The following is a 14,993-nucleotide window of genomic DNA, read 5'->3' on the forward strand; positions in this document are numbered from 1 at the left end:
GATAAGTGAGCAGATACTAGCCGTGGTCATCCCCGGCCAGATCCGCCAGCGAAATCGGAGCCGCGAGGGTACGCCGCGACATCGGCGCCAGATCGGCAGCCGTCAGGTCCCGGCCCGGCGGCACCGCCAGCGCGGCCGCGGCGAATCCACAGACCCGCCCCTGACACCAGCCCATTCCCGGCCGGGCGAGCAACTTGACGGTACGCGCGTCGGTCGCGCCGAGCGTGTCCCGCGCGGCACACACCTCACCGACGGTGACCTCCTCGCACCGGCACAGCGTGGTCTCCGGCTCCAGCCAGTCCCGCCAGCCCGCCGGGATCGGATGGGCCCGGTGCATCGCGCGAGCGAACGCCCGCCCACGCCGGATCACCCGTTGGAGACGCCGGGTTCCCCCGTCCGGAACCGGCCGCCCGGCGTCCCGGCCGACCGCGAAACCGGCCAGCTCCCCCTCGGCGACCGCCAGCAGGGCGCCGCCGACCCCGGTGGCCTCCCCCGCCACCCAGACCCGGTCGACGTCGGTGCGCTGCCACGCGTCCACCACCGCCACCAGGGACTGGTCCACGTCGACCCGGGTCGCGGCGCCGAGCGCGGTCACCAGCTCCATCGACGGGGTGAAGCCCCAGCCGGTGGCGACCAGGTCGACCTCGAGATCGGCACGGGCCAGCCCGGTCAGTCTGCCGCCACTGTCCAGACGTCCCAGCCGCACCGACTCCACCCGGTCCGCACCGGAGATCCGGGTGATCACGGTGCGGGTGCGCAGCGGAATCCGGTGACGGGCGAACACCGCGGCGTACTCGAAAGCCTCCAAGGCCTTGGAGGGAACCGCAACCGCACCGCCGGGCGTCCTGGCCCAGCCGGCCGGCGAGCCCGCCTCGCAGACGGCGACGACCTTGGCCCCGGCCTCGGCCAGCCCGGCCGCGACCGGGAACAGGAACGGCCCGGTACCCGCGACCACGGCCCGTTTCCCGGCGAGGCTGCGATGGCCCTTGAGCAGCGCCTGGACCCCACCGGCCGCCATCACGCCGGGCAGATCCCAGCCGGGGATCGGCAGCTGCCGGTCGTAGCCGCCCGGGCAGAGCACCAGCCGGACGGCCGTCACCAGCGCCGGAACTCCCGGGGTCTTCTCCGAGGCCACGGTCGGGGTCAGATGCAGCGCGTACGCCCCGGCACCGGCCACCGGTTCCAGGAACCAGACCTGATGCCCGGCGATCCGGGTGACACTCCCCCGGCTCTCCAGCGCCCGCAGCCGGTCCCGCAACCCGGTGAACCGGCGCCACTGGTGCTGCCCACGGCTCTCGTCCGTGCTCGGCACCGACTCGTCCGGGTGCCGCCAGAACTGGCCGCCCGGCTGCCGCCCGGCATCCACCAGCACCACCCGCAGGCCCTGCTCGGCAGCGGTGACCGCGGCGGCCAGACCGGCCGGGCCGGCACCGACCACCGCGACGTCGTAGGTCTCACTCATCACCGGTCTCCAGCTTCATCCCGTCCCGGGCGGTGACCAGGCACGCGCGCTGGTTGGGGACGCCGTCCACGGTCACCAGGCAGTCGAAACACACCCCGATACCGCAGAACAGCCCCCGCGGGCGGCCGTTCCTCCGGGTGGTGCGCCAGGCGACGACACCGGCGTCGGTCAGGGCCGCACCGACGCTCTGCCCCGGCCGGGCCGAGATCGGCCGCCCGTCGAGGGTCAGATCCAACTCGGTCATGCTGCCTCCCGCAGGGCGAACCGCTCAGGGGCGAACGGGGCGAGATCAAGCTCGGGTTCGGCACCGGTGATCTGCTGGATCAGGAGTTTCGCGCTGCCGACCGACAGGCCGATGCCCGCGCCCTCGTGCCCGGCGGCGTGCGCCAGCCCGGGGGCCCGCGGATCCAGGCCGATCACCGGCAGATGGTCCGGGCAGTACGGCCGGAACCCGAAGTAGCTGCGCATCACGTTGACCCCGGCCAGCGACGGGTACAGCCGCAACGCCTTGCCGGCGATCTCGCGCAGCGCGGGCAGCGACACGGTCCGGTCGAAACCGACCCGCTCCCGCGACGACCCGATCAGGATCGTGCCCGACGCGCTGCCCTCGATGACCGTGGAGGTCTGCAGCGACTCGTCGGAACTCTGGGTGCTGGCGACGTACTCGCCCGCGTACACCTTGTGGAAGACCGTCTTCGGCAGCGGCTCGGTGATCAGGATGAAACCCCGGCGCGGCAGCACCGGCACCTCGACCCCGGCCAGCTCGGCGATCTGCCCGGCCCACGTCCCGGCGGCGTTGACCACGTGACCGGCCGGCACGTCGCCCTGGTCGGTGCGGACCCCGGTCACCCGGTCGCCGTCGCGCAGGAACCCGGTCACGGTGACACCGGTGCGCACCACCGCACCTGCCTCCCGGGCCATCCGCAGCAGGTGCGCCGCCATCAGCATCGGCTGCACCTGACAGTCCTGCGGATAGAACGCCGCACCGCTGATGTCCCGGGTCAGGTGCGGCTCGTACTCCGGCACCCGGTCCACCGGGACGTCCTCGACCACGATGCCCGCGGCCCGCTGCCGGGTGGCCAGCTCGGTCAGGCCGGTGGCGCCGGCCGGGCTGGACGCCACGACCAGACCACCCTTGGCCTCGAACTCCCACAGGTCACCGTGCTCGGCCAGTTCCCCGTTCCAGAGCTGGTTGGAGTACAACGACAGATCCAGCTCGGGGCCGGCCTCCTTGTCGGAGACCAGCAGATTGCCCTCACAGGCGCTGGTGGTGCCACTGACGATCGCACCCCGCTCCAGCACCTCGACGCTGAGCCCGGACCGCGTGGCGTAGTAGGCCGTGGCAGCGCCGAGCGCACCGGCCCCGATGACCACGAGGTCCGGGGCCGTCACAGCTCGAAACCCGTGGGGAACGGGTCGGTGGGGTCGTACATGTACTGCGCGGTCCCGGTGATCCAGGCCCGCCCGGTGATGGTCGGCACCACGGCGTCGAAACCACCCACGTCGGTACGCTCGACCAGCCGGCCGGTGAACCGTGTCCCGATGAACGACTCGTTCACGAAGTCGGTGTCCAGCGGCAGCTCGCCCCGCGCGTACAGCTGGGCCATCCGGGCGCTGGTGCCGGTGCCGCACGGCGACCGGTCGAACCAGCCCGGGTGGATGGCCATCGCGTGCCGGGACAGCCGCGCCGTCGACCCCGGCGCCTGCAGATAGACGTGATGGCAGCCGGAGATGTCCGGGCGCAGCGGGTGCACCGGCCGGTTCTGCTCGTTGATCGCGTCCATGATCGCCAGCCCGGCGTCCAGCAGCCGCTGCTTGGCCGCCCGCTCGAACGGCAGCCCCAGCTTCTCCAGCTCGACGACGGCGTAGAAGTTGCCGCCGAACGCCATGTCGTAACCGACACTGCCCAGCCCGGGCACCTCGACGCTCTGGTCCAGGGCCAGCGCGAACGACGGCACGTTCCGGATCGTCACCGAGGTGGCCTTACCGTTCTGCACCGCGACCCGCGCCTCGACCAGACCGGCCGGGGTGTCCAGGCGCAGCGTGGTGACCGGCTCGACGACCGGCACCATACCGGTCTCGACCAGCACCGTCGCCGCGCCGATGGTGCCGTGCCCGCACATCGGCAGCAGCCCGGAGACCTCGATGAACAGGATCCCGTAGTCGGCGTCCGGACGGGTCGGCGGCTGCAGGATCACCCCGCTCATCGCCGAGTGCCCGCGCGGCTCACGCATCAGGAACAGCCGCAGATCGTCGTTGTTCTCGATGAACCACTGCCGGCGCTCGGCCATCGTCGCGCCGGGGAACACCCCGACCCCACCGGTGACGACCCGGGTCGGCATGCCCTCGGTGTGCGAGTCGACCGCGTGGATGATCCGATCGGTCCGCACCGGCTCACTCCCCGCCGTCGGTGTCGCGCAGTTCCCCGGGCAGCAGGTGCTGCGGGAAACCCTGCCAGGCGACCGGCCGGACGAACCGGTTCAGCGCCGCGGTACCGACCGAGGTGGTGCCCGGCGCGGTGGTGGCCGGGTAGGGGCCGCCGTGCTGCTGCGCGTAGGTCACCGACACACCGGTGGGCCACTGGTTCCACAGCAGCCGGCCGGCCTTGCCCGCCAGCACCGTGAGCAGCTCCGGAACCGCAGCGTCGTCGTCCTGGGCCACCACCGTCGCGGTCAGCTGGCCCTCGACGATCTCGGCCACCCGGACCAGCTCGGCCTCGTCCTGGTAGGTGACGACCAGCGCGGTCGGCCCGAAACACTCGGTGAGCAGCGCCTCCGGGTCGGCCAGCACGTCCGCCGCCGTGGTCAGCAGCAGCGTCGACGCCGGGGCCTCGGCGGGCGTGCCCGCGGCCAGCACCTCGATGCCGGTGTGCGCGCTGAGCTGGTCCAGGACCCGCTGGTGACCGCTGACGATCTTGTCGTTGAGCAGCGGCGCCGGGGCCGGCAGGGTCGCGTCGCGCAGCAGGTCGAGCAGCTTCGCACCGGCCGGGGCCAGCAGCACACCCGGCTTGGTGCAGAACTGGCCGGCGCCCATCGTGAACGACCCGACGAAACCGTCGGCGATCTCCTGCGCGCGGGCGGCCGCGGCCTGCTCGGTCACGAAGACCGGGTTGACACTGCCGAGCTCGCCGTAGAACGGGATCGGCTCGGTGCGCGACTGGGCGATGTCGAACAGGGCCCGGCCGGCCGGGATCGAGCCGGTGAAGGCGCCCGCCCTGATCTGCGGGTGCACGAGCACCTCACGGGCCTGCTCCGGGCTGTGCACTAGCGCGAACAGGCCGTCCGGCGCACCGGCGGCACGCAACGCGTCCAGCACCACCCGGGCGGTGGCGTCGGACAGCTCCGGGTGCCCCTCGTGGGCCTTGACGATCACCGGGCAGCCCGCCGCGAGCGCCGAGGCGGTGTCGCCACCGGCCACGCTGAACGCGAACGGGAAGTTCGAGGCGGCGAAGACGATCACCGGTCCGAGCGGCACGGCGGTCCGGCGCAGGTCCGGGCGGGGCGCGCCCATCGGCCATTCCGGGTCGGCGTGGTCCACGCGTACACCCAGATGGTCTCCGGCCGTGGCGGCGCCGGCCAGCAACCGCAACTGGAAGGTGGTGCGCTTCAGCTCGCCGCGCAGGCGGGCCTCCGGCAGGTGCGACTCGCGCCGGGCGATCGGGACGAGGTCGTCACCGGCGGCGTCCAGGGCGTCGGCGACCGCCACCAGCACCCGCTCCCGGTCCTGGCGCGCGGTGGCCGCCCACGTCTTCGCCGCGGACACCGCCTGAACGATCAGCTGCTCGGTCGTCATCTGGTTCTCCTTCGTCACTGACCGTCTGTTTCCTGATGACGCTGGTACAGGGCGGTGGCCACCACCAGGTCCTCCCACGCCATCCCTACCCCGGAGAAGATCGCCGGGCGTCCCGGTGTCCGCTCGAACCTGCCGTTGACCAGGTCACTGAGGTTCGCGACAGGCAGGGCAGACCATTCTTCGCCGGTACGGGCCTGCAACAGGTTTCCCGCCTCCCGCATCGCCGAAGCACGCGCCTCCACGGCCACGTCACCACGCCGCACGAGAGCGGCGGGCAGCTCGGCGCGCTGGGCCCCGTGCGAGCCGATCGCCGCCACGACGGCGTCCGCGGCGACCAGCGCGTCGTCCAGCACCGGGGTGGAACTGGAGGTGACGCAGAGGACGACGGCGGCATCCCGCACGTCGTCCGGGGTGCCGGCCCGCACCGCGAGACCCTCGTGCCCGCTCATCCGCTCGGCGAACGCCTCGGCCGCACCGGGACGACGGCCGGTCACCGCCACGTCCAGCGGACGGTCCAGCACCGCGGACAGGCAGTGCAGGTGCCGTTCGGCCTGCGGACCGGTGCCGACGACCACGACCCGGATCGGCTCCGGGCCGAGATCCGGGCCGGCCGCCAGCAGATGCTTGATCGCCGTCACGGTGGTGGCCGGCGTACGCAGCAGGGTCAGTTCCACCGCGTCCATCAGAACTCGCGGCGCGAGGTCGTCACTGGCGAACAGCGTGTAGACACCCTGGATCTTGGGCAGGCCGCGGGCCGGGTTCTCCGGGGCGATGGTCAGGAGCTTGACCCCCGACCACGTCTGCCCCGAGGTGGGCATGACCAGGAACTCGCCGCGCGGGGCGGGCGAGAACAGGCGGGGGCTGTCGACCTCGGGGTCGACCTCCCCCGACCTGAGCGCCCGCTCCAGGAACCCGACCACGTCCGGATACGTGGCCAGCGCGGCGAGCCGGTCGGCGGTGAGGAACGGAATGGTCATGGGATCAGTTGTAGCCCTTGTCGATGACGGCCTGGGTCTCGGCGGTGATCCGCGCGGTGATCTCCGGCGAAAGCTGCAGGCGCGGCGGACGGCAGGCGCCACCCTTGCGGCCGACCAGGTCCATCGACAGCTTGATCGCCTGGACGAACTCGGTCTTGGAGTCCCAGCGCATCAGCGGGTGCAGGTCCCGGTAGATCTTCAGCGCCTCGGCGGCATCCTCGGCCTTGCCGGAGGTGGACAGGTCGTAGACCTTCTTGCACGCGTTCGGGAAGGCATTGGTGTAACCGGCGATCCAGCCGACCGCACCGGCCAGGCCCACCTCGAACAGCACGTCGTCCGAGCCGACCAGCACGTCCAGCTCGGGCGCCAGCTCGCGCACCTCGTAGGCGCGGCGCACGTCGCCGGAGAACTCCTTCACGGCCACGATCAGTCCCTCACCGTGCAGTTCGGCCAGGAGGTCGGGGGTCAGGTCGACCTTGGTGTCGATCGGGTTGTTGTAGGCCACGATCGGCACCCCGACGGCCGCGGCGGCCCGGTAGTGCGCCACGACGGTGGCCCGGTCGGCGCGGTACGCGTTCGGCGGGAGCAGCAGCACGGAGCCGGCGCCGGCCTTGGCGGCCTGCTCGATCCAGCGGACCACTTCCTGCGAACCGTACGCCGCGACACCCGGCATGACCTGGAAACCGGCGGGGGCGGCCTCGACGGCGACCTCGACGACGCGGGCGCGCTCCTCGGGCGTGAGAGTCTGGTACTCACCGAGCGAGCCGTTCGGCGTCACCCCGTCCATGCCGTTCGCGGCGAGCCAGCGCACGTGCTCGGCGAAACCGTCATAGTCGACGGACAGGTCGTCGTTGAAAGGAAGGGCGGTCGCGACGTTGATTCCGTGCCACGGCTGCTTCGCCATCGTGTGGTCTCCTCACCAGTAGTTGCCCACATGCTATGTGACATTGCACTGTCCGGACAAGGCTTCCGCCGCTTCATTCACGGCCCGTCTATGCGCCCGCCCGCCGCACCGTCGACGACACCCCCACCAGCTCCGGCCGCGCCGGAACCAGCAGCGTGGTAACCCCGAGCGCCTCGTTCATCGCGGCCAGCTGACACTCCAGGCCCAGGTCGGTGCGGTTGCGCACCCCGCGCACGATCACGTCGGCCCGATTCTCCCGGCAGAAGGTCGCGGTCAGCCCGGCCCAGGCGGTCACCACCACGTTGTCCCACTCTGGCAGGACCATTTTTCGTACGCCCACCGCCCGCTCCGTCGCCCCCGCGCCGGGACTCTTGTCCGGATTCACCGCCACCAGCACCGTGACCAGGTCGAACTGCCGCCGGACCCGATCGACGACATCAAGATGCCCCGACGTGAACGGGTCGAACGTCCCCGGATAGACGGCATGCGTGGCCACCCGCCGATCCTATTGCAGAGCGTCATCGATGGGGCCCGCCGCCCGGCCGCCCGTCCCGACCCGCTCCTCCGGCCCATCCCGCCCTGCTCCCGCTTCTCCGGCCCGGCCCGTCGTCGCGCCCGGCGTGATCCGGCTGACATCTCGCGGGCGGGGCTCTTCCGGGGCCGAGATTGTCGTACCCGCGGAGCATCATGACCGGGTGACCACTTCCGCGGGCGAACTCCTCGCCACCGTCGTGGCCCGCGCGGTCGCCGACTTCGCGGGTCACAACGCCTACGTGCGCGGCGGCACCGCGGTCCACGCGGTGGCGACGGTCCGCTGGCTCGGCGAGCTGGAGGTCCCCGCCCCGCTCTGCCACGTCGGCGTCAGCGGCGGCGAGCTGGCCGCCCTGCGCCCGACGACCGCCCCGGTGACGTGCCGCCGTTGCCTGCGCCGCCAGGGCGCCGACGAAACCCCCGGCCCATCGGCCACCCAGCAGCTCTCCCTGTTCCCGGCGACCCGAACACCACCCGATCAGCCGGCGTCGGGGTAACGCCTCAGGTAGGCCCGGGCCCGGCGCCACAGGAGGACAGCTTCGACGGTCCGGTAGGCACCCAGCAACAGCAGCGCGATGCTGCCGTAGAGGATGAAACGGCCGACGTGGCCGTTCAGGGCCAGGACGATCAGTACCGGCAGGCCGGCGAAAGCGGCGATGAGCCCGGTCGCCATGACCGGCCCCGACCGACAGATCCGGGTCGCCTCGGCCACCGCGTGCGGATGCTGTTTCTGATCGCGGATGGCGCGAAGGGTCTCCTTGTGCAGCTCCGGCGCTCCTGACCAGTCCGGCTGCGGCGCCATTCCGGGATGGCGGCGCAGCACGACGAGCAGGGCGGTGGAGACAGCCGCACCCGCAAACATGATCATCGCCCAGAGCAGCAGAGCGATCGCAGCCTTACCGGCCGAGGAGAAGACCATGGCCAGAACGCCGGCGACGATCCCCGCCCCGGCGAAGGCGGCCGCCCGGACAGCGACCTTGCGCCGGGTGGGCCACGGCCGAACGGGAAGAACGTCCACAACAGACTCCTACCCGCCCGGACCCGGAACCAATCGACCGCCGCCCGTGCCCGGAACCGCACGTCACCGCGGCTCAGCCGGCTCTTCGTAGGACTCTCGCAGTGCCCGCTTCAACAGAGCGAGGTCCGTGTCGAGGGCACGGCGGCTGGTCAGGCGCAGCAGTGACCCGAGCAGCGGGAGGCGAGGGGCGAAGTCCAGAACGTGGTCGATACGGGTGCCGGCCGGAGTTCCGGTCAGATGGAACCTCAGTTCGGCGTGCCGGAACATCGGTGAGCCGAGCAGAGCGAAACTCAACTCGGAGACGGGCTCCCAGACGGTGACCCGGAAATCCTGCCGCTTGCCGCCCGGCGAGACGGTGGTCGCCTCCCACCCGACACCCAACGGGCCGGTCGAGCGTGGGATGACCTCCGCGATACTGCGATCCCACCGCGGTGTGGTCCGAACCGGATCGGCCAGAAACTCCCACACCTGATCAGCACCCTGCGCAACGACGATCGAGGATTCCAGCCGCATACCGTCCACGGTAGGCAACCTCCGCCAGGCCGTCCGCGTGGATCAACTCCGCGGGATCGCCTATGGCATGATCTGCCGCCATGGACGACGTGGAACGGTTCCGGCGGCTGGCCCGGGAACGGGGCGCGACCGACGGCGCGATCGACACCTGGCTGCAGTTCAACCGGCCGAAGGTCGAGCTGCACGCCACCGGTGACGGTCCGCCCGCCGGTCGCTTCGGCGGACGCCCGTTGCTGCCGGAGAGCGCGGCCTGGCCGATGATGGACGGCCGGATGCCGTACTTCTTCCTGGCCGAGGTCGACTGTGCCGCGCTCGCCCCGGAGATGCCCGGACTACCGCCGGCCGGCACCCTGCAGTTCTTCGTCAGCGACTTCTACGACGCGGAAGAGGGCGCGGTCTTCTACTACCCGCCCGGCACCGCACTGACCGACACCGGGCCGCCGCCGGGCTCGCACGAGCCGACCGTCCTGGCCGGGCACCCGCTGCACGTCCGTCGCCGGGGCACGATGCCTCCCGATCCGGGCCCGGAGGACCCCACACCCGACTACGACCTCGACATCGAGGACTGGTGGGACGAGGTCATGACGGGCGAGGGCCGGATGCACATGGGCGGTATGGCCCAGCGGCTCTACTACGGCTTCCCCGGGCCCCGGGAGTTCGAGTTCGAGGACCCGTACACCGATGCGGTGCGGCTGGCGGAGTTCTTCTTCGACCCGGAGGAGTTCACCGAATTCGATCCGCAGAGGATCGAGTTCATGATCTATCCCGACGACCTGGCCGCACGGGCGTTCGACCGGGCCTGGGTCGGCACGACGATCAACGACTGAGCCGCCGGCGCCGACGGTCCTGGTGGGTACGGGGTCGTGGGCTCAGGCGCCGAACTCCCAGAACGCCCGTAGCGCCGTGATCCGGCCGGTGCCGTCGGTGCGGTAGGTGAAGACGCCGTTCACCCGCATCGTGTCGCCGGTCGGGAACTTCAGATGGATGGCGCCCACGTCGGCCACCTCGTCGCCGCACAGGTAGGAACGTTCGATCTCGAAGCGCATCGTCTCGACCTGGCCGATCACCGAGTCGTAGAACGCGGCGATCGCCGCGGCGCCCCGATGCCCCTGACCGTCGGGGCACAGGGGTGACGGGCCGACCGGGTCCTCCACCACGGCGTCGTCGGCGAACAGGGCCAGCCATCCGGCCCGGTCCCCCGCTCCGGCCGCCGCCTGTGAGCGGCGCGCCAGTTCCCGTGCAGTCGTCAACACAACCTCCCGAGACCGGAATTGATCAGTGGTGGGTGCCGAGATCGGGCGTGCTCCACCCGTACGGATAAATCGCCTTGATGTGTTGGTCGAGGGGACCGGCGGAGCCGGGCGGTGAATCCGGGCGCGGGTCGAGGCGGCCGAGCGTCCGCAGCACCGTCGTGGACAGGCGGCGGCGTGCCCGCGACGGGAGTGGCAGACCGCACCCCCGCAGGATCCGCGGGTCGACCTGGGCGGTCAGGATCGGGTTGATCAGCGGGCGGACCGGGCGCGGGAGCAGGGTCGGCAGATAGTTCAGGAACGCCCTGGTCAGGCGCTCGTTTTGAGGCTCGTACGCGACCTGTTCGTCCAGGTAACGATCCCAGCGGGCGCGCATCTGCGGCAGCGCCGGCGGCATCGGGTGATGCGAGCCGAACGCCCGGGCCACGGCACTGAAGTGCAGGCGCAGCGACTCGCGTTCCGCGTCGAGCACCGGGCGCCAGCCGAACCGGTCGGCGATCTCCAGGGACATCAGCGGTACGTCGCAGCCGACGGCCACGAAGTCGTCCGGGTGGATGTCGTAGTGCCGGTGCATGCCGTTGACCCGGCGGGCGGCGTCCCGGCCCGGCCCCGGGTCGAGACCGTGTTCCAGCACTTCGTTGACCAGCAGGGTGGTGTCGATGAACCGTCTGGCGGTGTGCTCGGTGAACTGCCCGGTGGCGTCGAGGATCCGCGACATCCGCGGGACGGCGAACGTCATCAGGTTCCCGGTGACCGCCTGCAGCAGCATCACCGACTGGAAGTCCAGGTAGAACAGCCGGGTGATCTCCCGGTGGTCGACGGCGGGATCCAGTGCGGCGATACGACGGCGGCGCGCGTCACGGTCCATACCGTCAGACGCTAACCGGCGGCGGGGTTCGTGGGAACCCGGGCACGCGGTCGTGCTATCCGGCGCCGATCGCTTCCAGGTGGGCGTCGAAGGCAGCGACCATGTCGAAGTCGGGGTCCAGCAGCCACCGGGTCTGCAGGCCGTCCATCACCGCGATCAGGCCGGCGGCGAGCCGGTCGGCGGGTGGCCCGGACGGCAGGTCGCCCTCCTCGCGGGCGGCCCGCACGGCGGTGGTGGTCTCCCGGCTGACCGACGCGTACCGCTCCCGGAAGAAGTCGTGCGCCGGATGGTCGGGCGCGGTCGCCTCGGCCGCGAGCGTGGTGAACAGACGGATCATGTCGCGGTCGGCGGCGTTGCGGCGGACCAGGGCGCGCAGCCCGGCGACGAACCCGCCCGGCGCCGCCCGCAACTCCATGCCGGCACCGACGTCGCGCTGTTCGAGCAGGGCCACCAGCAGGGCTTCCTTGGAACCGAAGTGGTGAATGATGTTGCCGGCGCTGACCCCGGCCCGCACCGCGACGTCGCGCAGCACTCCCCCACGGAAGCCGTGCTCGGCGAAGACGGCGCGGGCGGCGTCGAGGATGGCGCGCCGGGCCTCCCGGCCGGAATGGTACGGACCCCGCGGGCCCCGTTTCGGGGAAGAAGTCACGCTCCCGACCATATACAGTGGACGGTTCCTGGCCCCGGCGGGCCCCTACCGACCGGCGGTCACCAGGTGGGTTGCCGGGTCGTGGTCGAGGGCCGGAGTGCCGGCCACGATCACGTCGGCGCGCTCCCACGGGCGGTCCGCCTCCAGGAACGGGACCTCCTCGGCCTCCCACTCCTGCCACTGTCGTTGCGCCTCGGCCAGGTCGAAGCCGTTGCGGTCCATGTCGCGGCGCAATCCGCGTTCCTCGGCCTGGGCGTAGTCGGACTGGATCCAGATCGACACGTCCAGGAAGGGCACGAGTTCACGGCGGGACGCCCCGACCCCCTCGATGATCACGGTGCGGGTGGACGCGGGCACCTCGAGGTGGCCGGTGCGGCCGCGCGGCGCCCAGCCCGGTGGCTGAAAACGCACATCACGGCCTTGGCGGTACGGGGTGAGGATGCCGTCGATCATCGGCTCGGCCCACCCGAACCGCGAGTGCCACCACGCCACGTCGTCGGTGTGCACCACGGTCGCGTCACCGAGGGCGGCGCGCAGTCGTTCGGCGAACGTCGACTTGCCGGCGGCGCCCCGGCCGTCGACGGCCACGATCCGGGCCGGTGGGCTCATCAGCGACTGCACGAACACGTCGAAGCGCTCGGCCTGCCAGGGGCCGGCGGCGGGTTCTCCAGGTCCAGGTCTCATACCCCGGTCTACTACCCAGCAGGTCAGGATCCGATCCAGCGGTAGCGGCGTTCCGGGCGGCCGTGCACCGCGTACCGCAGCGTCACGGCGGCGCGGGCGGTGGCGTGCAGGTGTTCCAGGTAGCGGCGGGCACTCACCCGGGAGATGCCGACCACGTCGGCGCATTCCGCGGCGGACAGCGTGTCGGCGGCGGTCGAGAGCGCGTTGCGGACCAGCTGGGCGGTCTCGGTGCTCAGCCCTTTCGGCAGGGTGGCCGAGGCCCGCGGCGCGTAGGTCAGGGCGCGGTCGATGTCGGCCTGGTCGTTGTGGTCGGCGTACATGCCGGTGCGCTGGGTGGCGTACTGCTCCAGCCGGGTCCGCAGGTCGTCGAACCCGAACGGTTTCAGCAGGTAGTTGACCACCCCGCTGCGGACCGCGCCGCGGACCGCGTCGGCCTCCTTGGCCGCCGAGATGACCAGCACGTCGCTGTCCTGGCCGTCGGCGCGCAGCCGGGCGAGCACGTCGAGGCCGAACATGTCGGGCAGGTACAGGTCGAGCAGCACCAGGTCGGGCTGTTCGGAGCGGACCAGGTCCAGGGCGGCGGCGCCGGTGTGGGCCACCCCGACGACGCCGAAGCCGGGGATCCGGTCGACGAAGCTGCGGTGGATCCGGGCGACACGGAAGTCGTCGTCGACGACCAGGACACCGATCATCATGGTCTCCCCAGGGACAGGCGGGCGGTGAACATCGACCCGGCGACGGCGACCTCGCCGCCGTGCCGGGTACAGACGAGCCGGGTCAGGGCCAGGCCGATGCCGCGTTCGCCCTGCTCGGCGGCTTTGGTGGTGAAGCCGTGGGAGAACACCTCGTGGGCCAGTGAGGGGGCCACGCCGGGGCCGGAGTCGCGGACCATGATCTCCACGGTCGACCGGTCCTGCCGCAACTCCACCTCCACCCAGGCGTCCTCGAAGCCGCAGACCGCGTCGATGGCGTTGTCGACCAGGTTCCCCACGACCGTTGCCACGTCGGCGGCGTCGCCCGGGTCGAGGCGGTCCAGCGACGTGCGTTCGGAGATCCTCAGGCGCACCCGGCGTTCGGCGGCCTGCGCCGACTTGGCCATCAGCAGCGCCGCGACCGCGGTGTCGTGGACCCGGCTGGTCAGCGTCAGGTCCAGCGACGAACGGTGGCTGGCCAGGGCGTCCACGTACTGGACCACCTCGTCGTGCTCGCCGATCTGGATCAGCCCGGAGATGGTGTGCAGCTGGTTGGCGAATTCGTGGGCCTGCGCCCGCAACAGTTCGGTGGTGCTGCGGAACGAGCCCATCTCGCGTTCCAGCTGGGCCAGCTCGGTGCGGTCGCGCAGCGTGGTGACCGAGCCGAGCCCGGTGAGGCTCATCCGGTTCATCACCAGCACCCGCCCGGCCCGGACGACGACCTGATCCTTGTCGGCCGAGGAGAGGCCGGTGAGAACGTCGGCCAGCCGCCCGTCCACACCGAGGTCGCCCAGGGACCTGCCGACGCAGTCCTCCGGCAGGTCCAGCAGGGCCCGGCCGGGGGTGTTGACCAGGGTGATCCGGTGGTGCGGGTCGAGCGCGATGACCCCTTCGGCGATCCCGTACAGCATGGCCTCGCGGTGTTCGGCCAGGCCGGCGATCTCGCGCGGTTCCAGGCCCAGGGTCTGCCGCTTGATCCGGCGGGCCAGCAGCCACGACCCGGTCAAGCCGACGAGGCTGGCCAGACCGAGATAGATCCCCAGGTTGTACGACGATTCCAGGGCCCGTTGCCAGATCGTCGGGGACACCTCACCGATCACCACGATGCCCAGCTGGCGGCCGAGGTTGTCGCGCTGATCGCTGAGCACCGGCACCTGGGCCACCAGTTCGAGGGCGCCGTCGACACGTAACTCACCGGACCAGGCGCGCCCGTGGGCCACCGACGGGTCGCCGAGCGGCAGCTGTTCCCGTACCAGAGTGGGGTTTGTCGAATCGAGGACGACGCCGCGCGGATCGGTGACGGTGACCGAGGTGACGCCGGACTGGGTCTGGGTGGCCTGCACGATCGCGGGCAGCGCCGCCCCGGGCGCGGGTTGTTCGAGCTGAGCGCGGATCAGTGGATTGTCGGCGAGTTGTTCGGCGAGGGCAGCGACCCGGCGGCCCTCGACCCGGTTGAACGTGGCGGCGGACTGGGCGAGCGACAGCGCGGCCACCGCCACCAGCACGATCACGATGATCGCCAGCTGGAGGACCAGCAGCTGACCGGCGAGTGTCGGCCGTCTCAGATTCGTGACCACAAATTACTCAACCTCCGCTGATTACAGAACGCAGACACCCCCGTCGCCGGAGGGCCACCATCATCGCGCCGGACAG

The 14,993-nt window shown here is 71.6% G+C and carries 18 protein-coding genes; 2 read left to right on the forward strand and 16 right to left on the reverse strand.

What is annotated here, in order from left to right; genetic code table 11:
• Positions 1–16: 16 nt before the first annotated feature.
• The 8 genes from Aco03nite_RS38320 to coaD form a co-directional block, all read right to left on the reverse strand.
• Positions 17–1,462, reverse strand: a complete 1,446-nt coding sequence (locus tag Aco03nite_RS38320; RefSeq protein ID WP_203805302.1) for an FAD/NAD(P)-dependent oxidoreductase — start codon at positions 1,460–1,462, stop codon at positions 17–19.
• Entirely contained in the window at positions 1,455–1,706 is a 252-nt protein-coding gene (locus Aco03nite_RS38325) for a (2Fe-2S)-binding protein (RefSeq protein WP_203805304.1), read from the reverse strand. The genes Aco03nite_RS38320 and Aco03nite_RS38325 overlap by 8 nt, the downstream gene beginning before the upstream one ends.
• On the reverse strand, positions 1,703–2,854 hold the full coding sequence (locus tag Aco03nite_RS38330) for an NAD(P)/FAD-dependent oxidoreductase (RefSeq protein WP_203805306.1): 1,152 nt from the start codon (positions 2,852–2,854) through the stop codon (positions 1,703–1,705). The genes Aco03nite_RS38325 and Aco03nite_RS38330 overlap by 4 nt, the downstream gene beginning before the upstream one ends.
• The gene (locus Aco03nite_RS38335; RefSeq protein ID WP_203805308.1) at positions 2,851–3,852 is read right to left on the reverse strand and encodes a proline racemase family protein; all 1,002 of its coding nucleotides are present in this window, start codon (positions 3,850–3,852) and stop codon (positions 2,851–2,853) included. The genes Aco03nite_RS38330 and Aco03nite_RS38335 overlap by 4 nt, the downstream gene beginning before the upstream one ends.
• Positions 3,853–3,856: 4 nt before the next feature.
• The gene (locus tag Aco03nite_RS38340) at positions 3,857–5,254 is read right to left on the reverse strand and encodes an aldehyde dehydrogenase (NADP(+)) (RefSeq protein WP_239145782.1); all 1,398 of its coding nucleotides are present in this window, start codon (positions 5,252–5,254) and stop codon (positions 3,857–3,859) included.
• Positions 5,255–5,268: 14 nt separating this feature from the next.
• Positions 5,269–6,231, reverse strand: coding sequence for an ornithine cyclodeaminase family protein (locus Aco03nite_RS38345; RefSeq protein ID WP_203805312.1), 963 nt, complete (start codon positions 6,229–6,231; stop codon positions 5,269–5,271).
• 4 nt (positions 6,232–6,235) lie between these two features.
• A complete protein-coding gene (locus Aco03nite_RS38350; RefSeq protein WP_203805314.1) occupies positions 6,236–7,135 on the reverse strand; it encodes a dihydrodipicolinate synthase family protein in 900 nt (299 codons plus the stop codon).
• 88 nt (positions 7,136–7,223) lie between these two features.
• The gene (coaD, locus tag Aco03nite_RS38355; protein ID WP_203805316.1) at positions 7,224–7,631 is read right to left on the reverse strand and encodes a pantetheine-phosphate adenylyltransferase; all 408 of its coding nucleotides are present in this window, start codon (positions 7,629–7,631) and stop codon (positions 7,224–7,226) included.
• Between the two features lie 199 nt (positions 7,632–7,830).
• Between coaD and Aco03nite_RS38360 the strand changes: the two genes are divergently transcribed.
• Positions 7,831–8,163, forward strand: coding sequence for a hypothetical protein (locus tag Aco03nite_RS38360; protein WP_203805318.1), 333 nt, complete (start codon positions 7,831–7,833; stop codon positions 8,161–8,163).
• Here the strand turns inward: Aco03nite_RS38360 and Aco03nite_RS38365 are convergent.
• Positions 8,145–8,684 (reverse strand): hypothetical protein, encoded by a 540-nt coding sequence (locus Aco03nite_RS38365; RefSeq protein ID WP_203805320.1) that lies wholly within the window; start codon positions 8,682–8,684, stop codon positions 8,145–8,147. The genes Aco03nite_RS38360 and Aco03nite_RS38365 overlap by 19 nt on opposite strands.
• A 63-nt stretch (positions 8,685–8,747) precedes the next feature.
• On the reverse strand, positions 8,748–9,197 hold the full coding sequence (locus tag Aco03nite_RS38370; protein WP_203805322.1) for an SRPBCC family protein: 450 nt from the start codon (positions 9,195–9,197) through the stop codon (positions 8,748–8,750).
• Positions 9,198–9,277: 80 nt separating this feature from the next.
• On the opposite strand from Aco03nite_RS38370, the gene Aco03nite_RS38375 reads away from it, so the two are divergent.
• Positions 9,278–10,024, forward strand: a complete 747-nt coding sequence (locus tag Aco03nite_RS38375; protein WP_203805324.1) for a DUF1963 domain-containing protein — start codon at positions 9,278–9,280, stop codon at positions 10,022–10,024.
• Between the two features lie 42 nt (positions 10,025–10,066).
• Here Aco03nite_RS38375 and Aco03nite_RS38380 read toward each other — a convergent pair whose 3' ends face one another.
• From Aco03nite_RS38380 to Aco03nite_RS38405, 6 genes are read right to left on the reverse strand one after another with little or no spacing between them, the layout of a single operon-like run.
• On the reverse strand, positions 10,067–10,447 hold the full coding sequence (locus tag Aco03nite_RS38380) for a nuclear transport factor 2 family protein (protein WP_203805326.1): 381 nt from the start codon (positions 10,445–10,447) through the stop codon (positions 10,067–10,069).
• A gap of 25 nt (positions 10,448–10,472) precedes the next feature.
• The gene (locus Aco03nite_RS38385; protein WP_203805328.1) at positions 10,473–11,315 is read right to left on the reverse strand and encodes an oxygenase MpaB family protein; all 843 of its coding nucleotides are present in this window, start codon (positions 11,313–11,315) and stop codon (positions 10,473–10,475) included.
• A 55-nt stretch (positions 11,316–11,370) separates the two neighbouring features.
• Positions 11,371–11,964 carry a TetR/AcrR family transcriptional regulator gene (locus tag Aco03nite_RS54325; protein WP_275415943.1) on the reverse strand — a complete coding sequence of 198 codons (594 nt, stop codon included), beginning with the start codon at positions 11,962–11,964 and terminating at the stop codon, positions 11,371–11,373.
• A 45-nt stretch (positions 11,965–12,009) separates the two neighbouring features.
• Positions 12,010–12,648, reverse strand: a complete 639-nt coding sequence (locus tag Aco03nite_RS38395; RefSeq protein WP_239145783.1) for a uridine kinase family protein — start codon at positions 12,646–12,648, stop codon at positions 12,010–12,012.
• A gap of 23 nt (positions 12,649–12,671) precedes the next feature.
• The gene (locus Aco03nite_RS38400) at positions 12,672–13,340 is read right to left on the reverse strand and encodes a response regulator (protein ID WP_203805332.1); all 669 of its coding nucleotides are present in this window, start codon (positions 13,338–13,340) and stop codon (positions 12,672–12,674) included.
• Entirely contained in the window at positions 13,340–14,917 is a 1,578-nt protein-coding gene (locus Aco03nite_RS38405; RefSeq protein WP_203805334.1) for a sensor histidine kinase, read from the reverse strand. The genes Aco03nite_RS38400 and Aco03nite_RS38405 overlap by 1 nt, the downstream gene beginning before the upstream one ends.
• Positions 14,918–14,993 lie beyond the last annotated feature (76 nt).

The organism is Actinoplanes couchii, assembly GCF_016862075.1.
Classification (GTDB): domain Bacteria; phylum Actinomycetota; class Actinomycetes; order Mycobacteriales; family Micromonosporaceae; genus Actinoplanes; species Actinoplanes couchii.

Excerpts from the sequence above, each read along its gene's own strand:
- Aco03nite_RS38370 (WP_203805322.1), bottom strand. The coding sequence starts at position 9,197 with ATGCGGCTGGAATCCTCGATCGTCGTTGCGCAGGGTGCTGATCAGGTG.
- Aco03nite_RS38375 (WP_203805324.1), top strand. The coding sequence starts at position 9,278 with ATGGACGACGTGGAACGGTTCCGGCGGCTGGCCCGGGAACGGGGCGCG.
- Aco03nite_RS38385 (WP_203805328.1), bottom strand. The coding sequence starts at position 11,315 with ATGGACCGTGACGCGCGCCGCCGTCGTATCGCCGCACTGGATCCCGCC.
- Aco03nite_RS38395 (WP_239145783.1), bottom strand. The coding sequence starts at position 12,648 with ATGAGACCTGGACCTGGAGAACCCGCCGCCGGCCCCTGGCAGGCCGAG.
- Aco03nite_RS38400 (WP_203805332.1), bottom strand. The coding sequence starts at position 13,340 with ATGATCGGTGTCCTGGTCGTCGACGACGACTTCCGTGTCGCCCGGATC.
- Aco03nite_RS38340 (WP_239145782.1), bottom strand. The coding sequence starts at position 5,254 with ATGACGACCGAGCAGCTGATCGTTCAGGCGGTGTCCGCGGCGAAGACG.
- Aco03nite_RS38325 (WP_203805304.1), bottom strand. The coding sequence starts at position 1,706 with ATGACCGAGTTGGATCTGACCCTCGACGGGCGGCCGATCTCGGCCCGG.
- Aco03nite_RS38320 (WP_203805302.1), bottom strand. The coding sequence starts at position 1,462 with ATGAGTGAGACCTACGACGTCGCGGTGGTCGGTGCCGGCCCGGCCGGT.
- Aco03nite_RS38350 (WP_203805314.1), bottom strand. The coding sequence starts at position 7,135 with ATGGCGAAGCAGCCGTGGCACGGAATCAACGTCGCGACCGCCCTTCCT.
- Aco03nite_RS38345 (WP_203805312.1), bottom strand. The coding sequence starts at position 6,231 with ATGACCATTCCGTTCCTCACCGCCGACCGGCTCGCCGCGCTGGCCACG.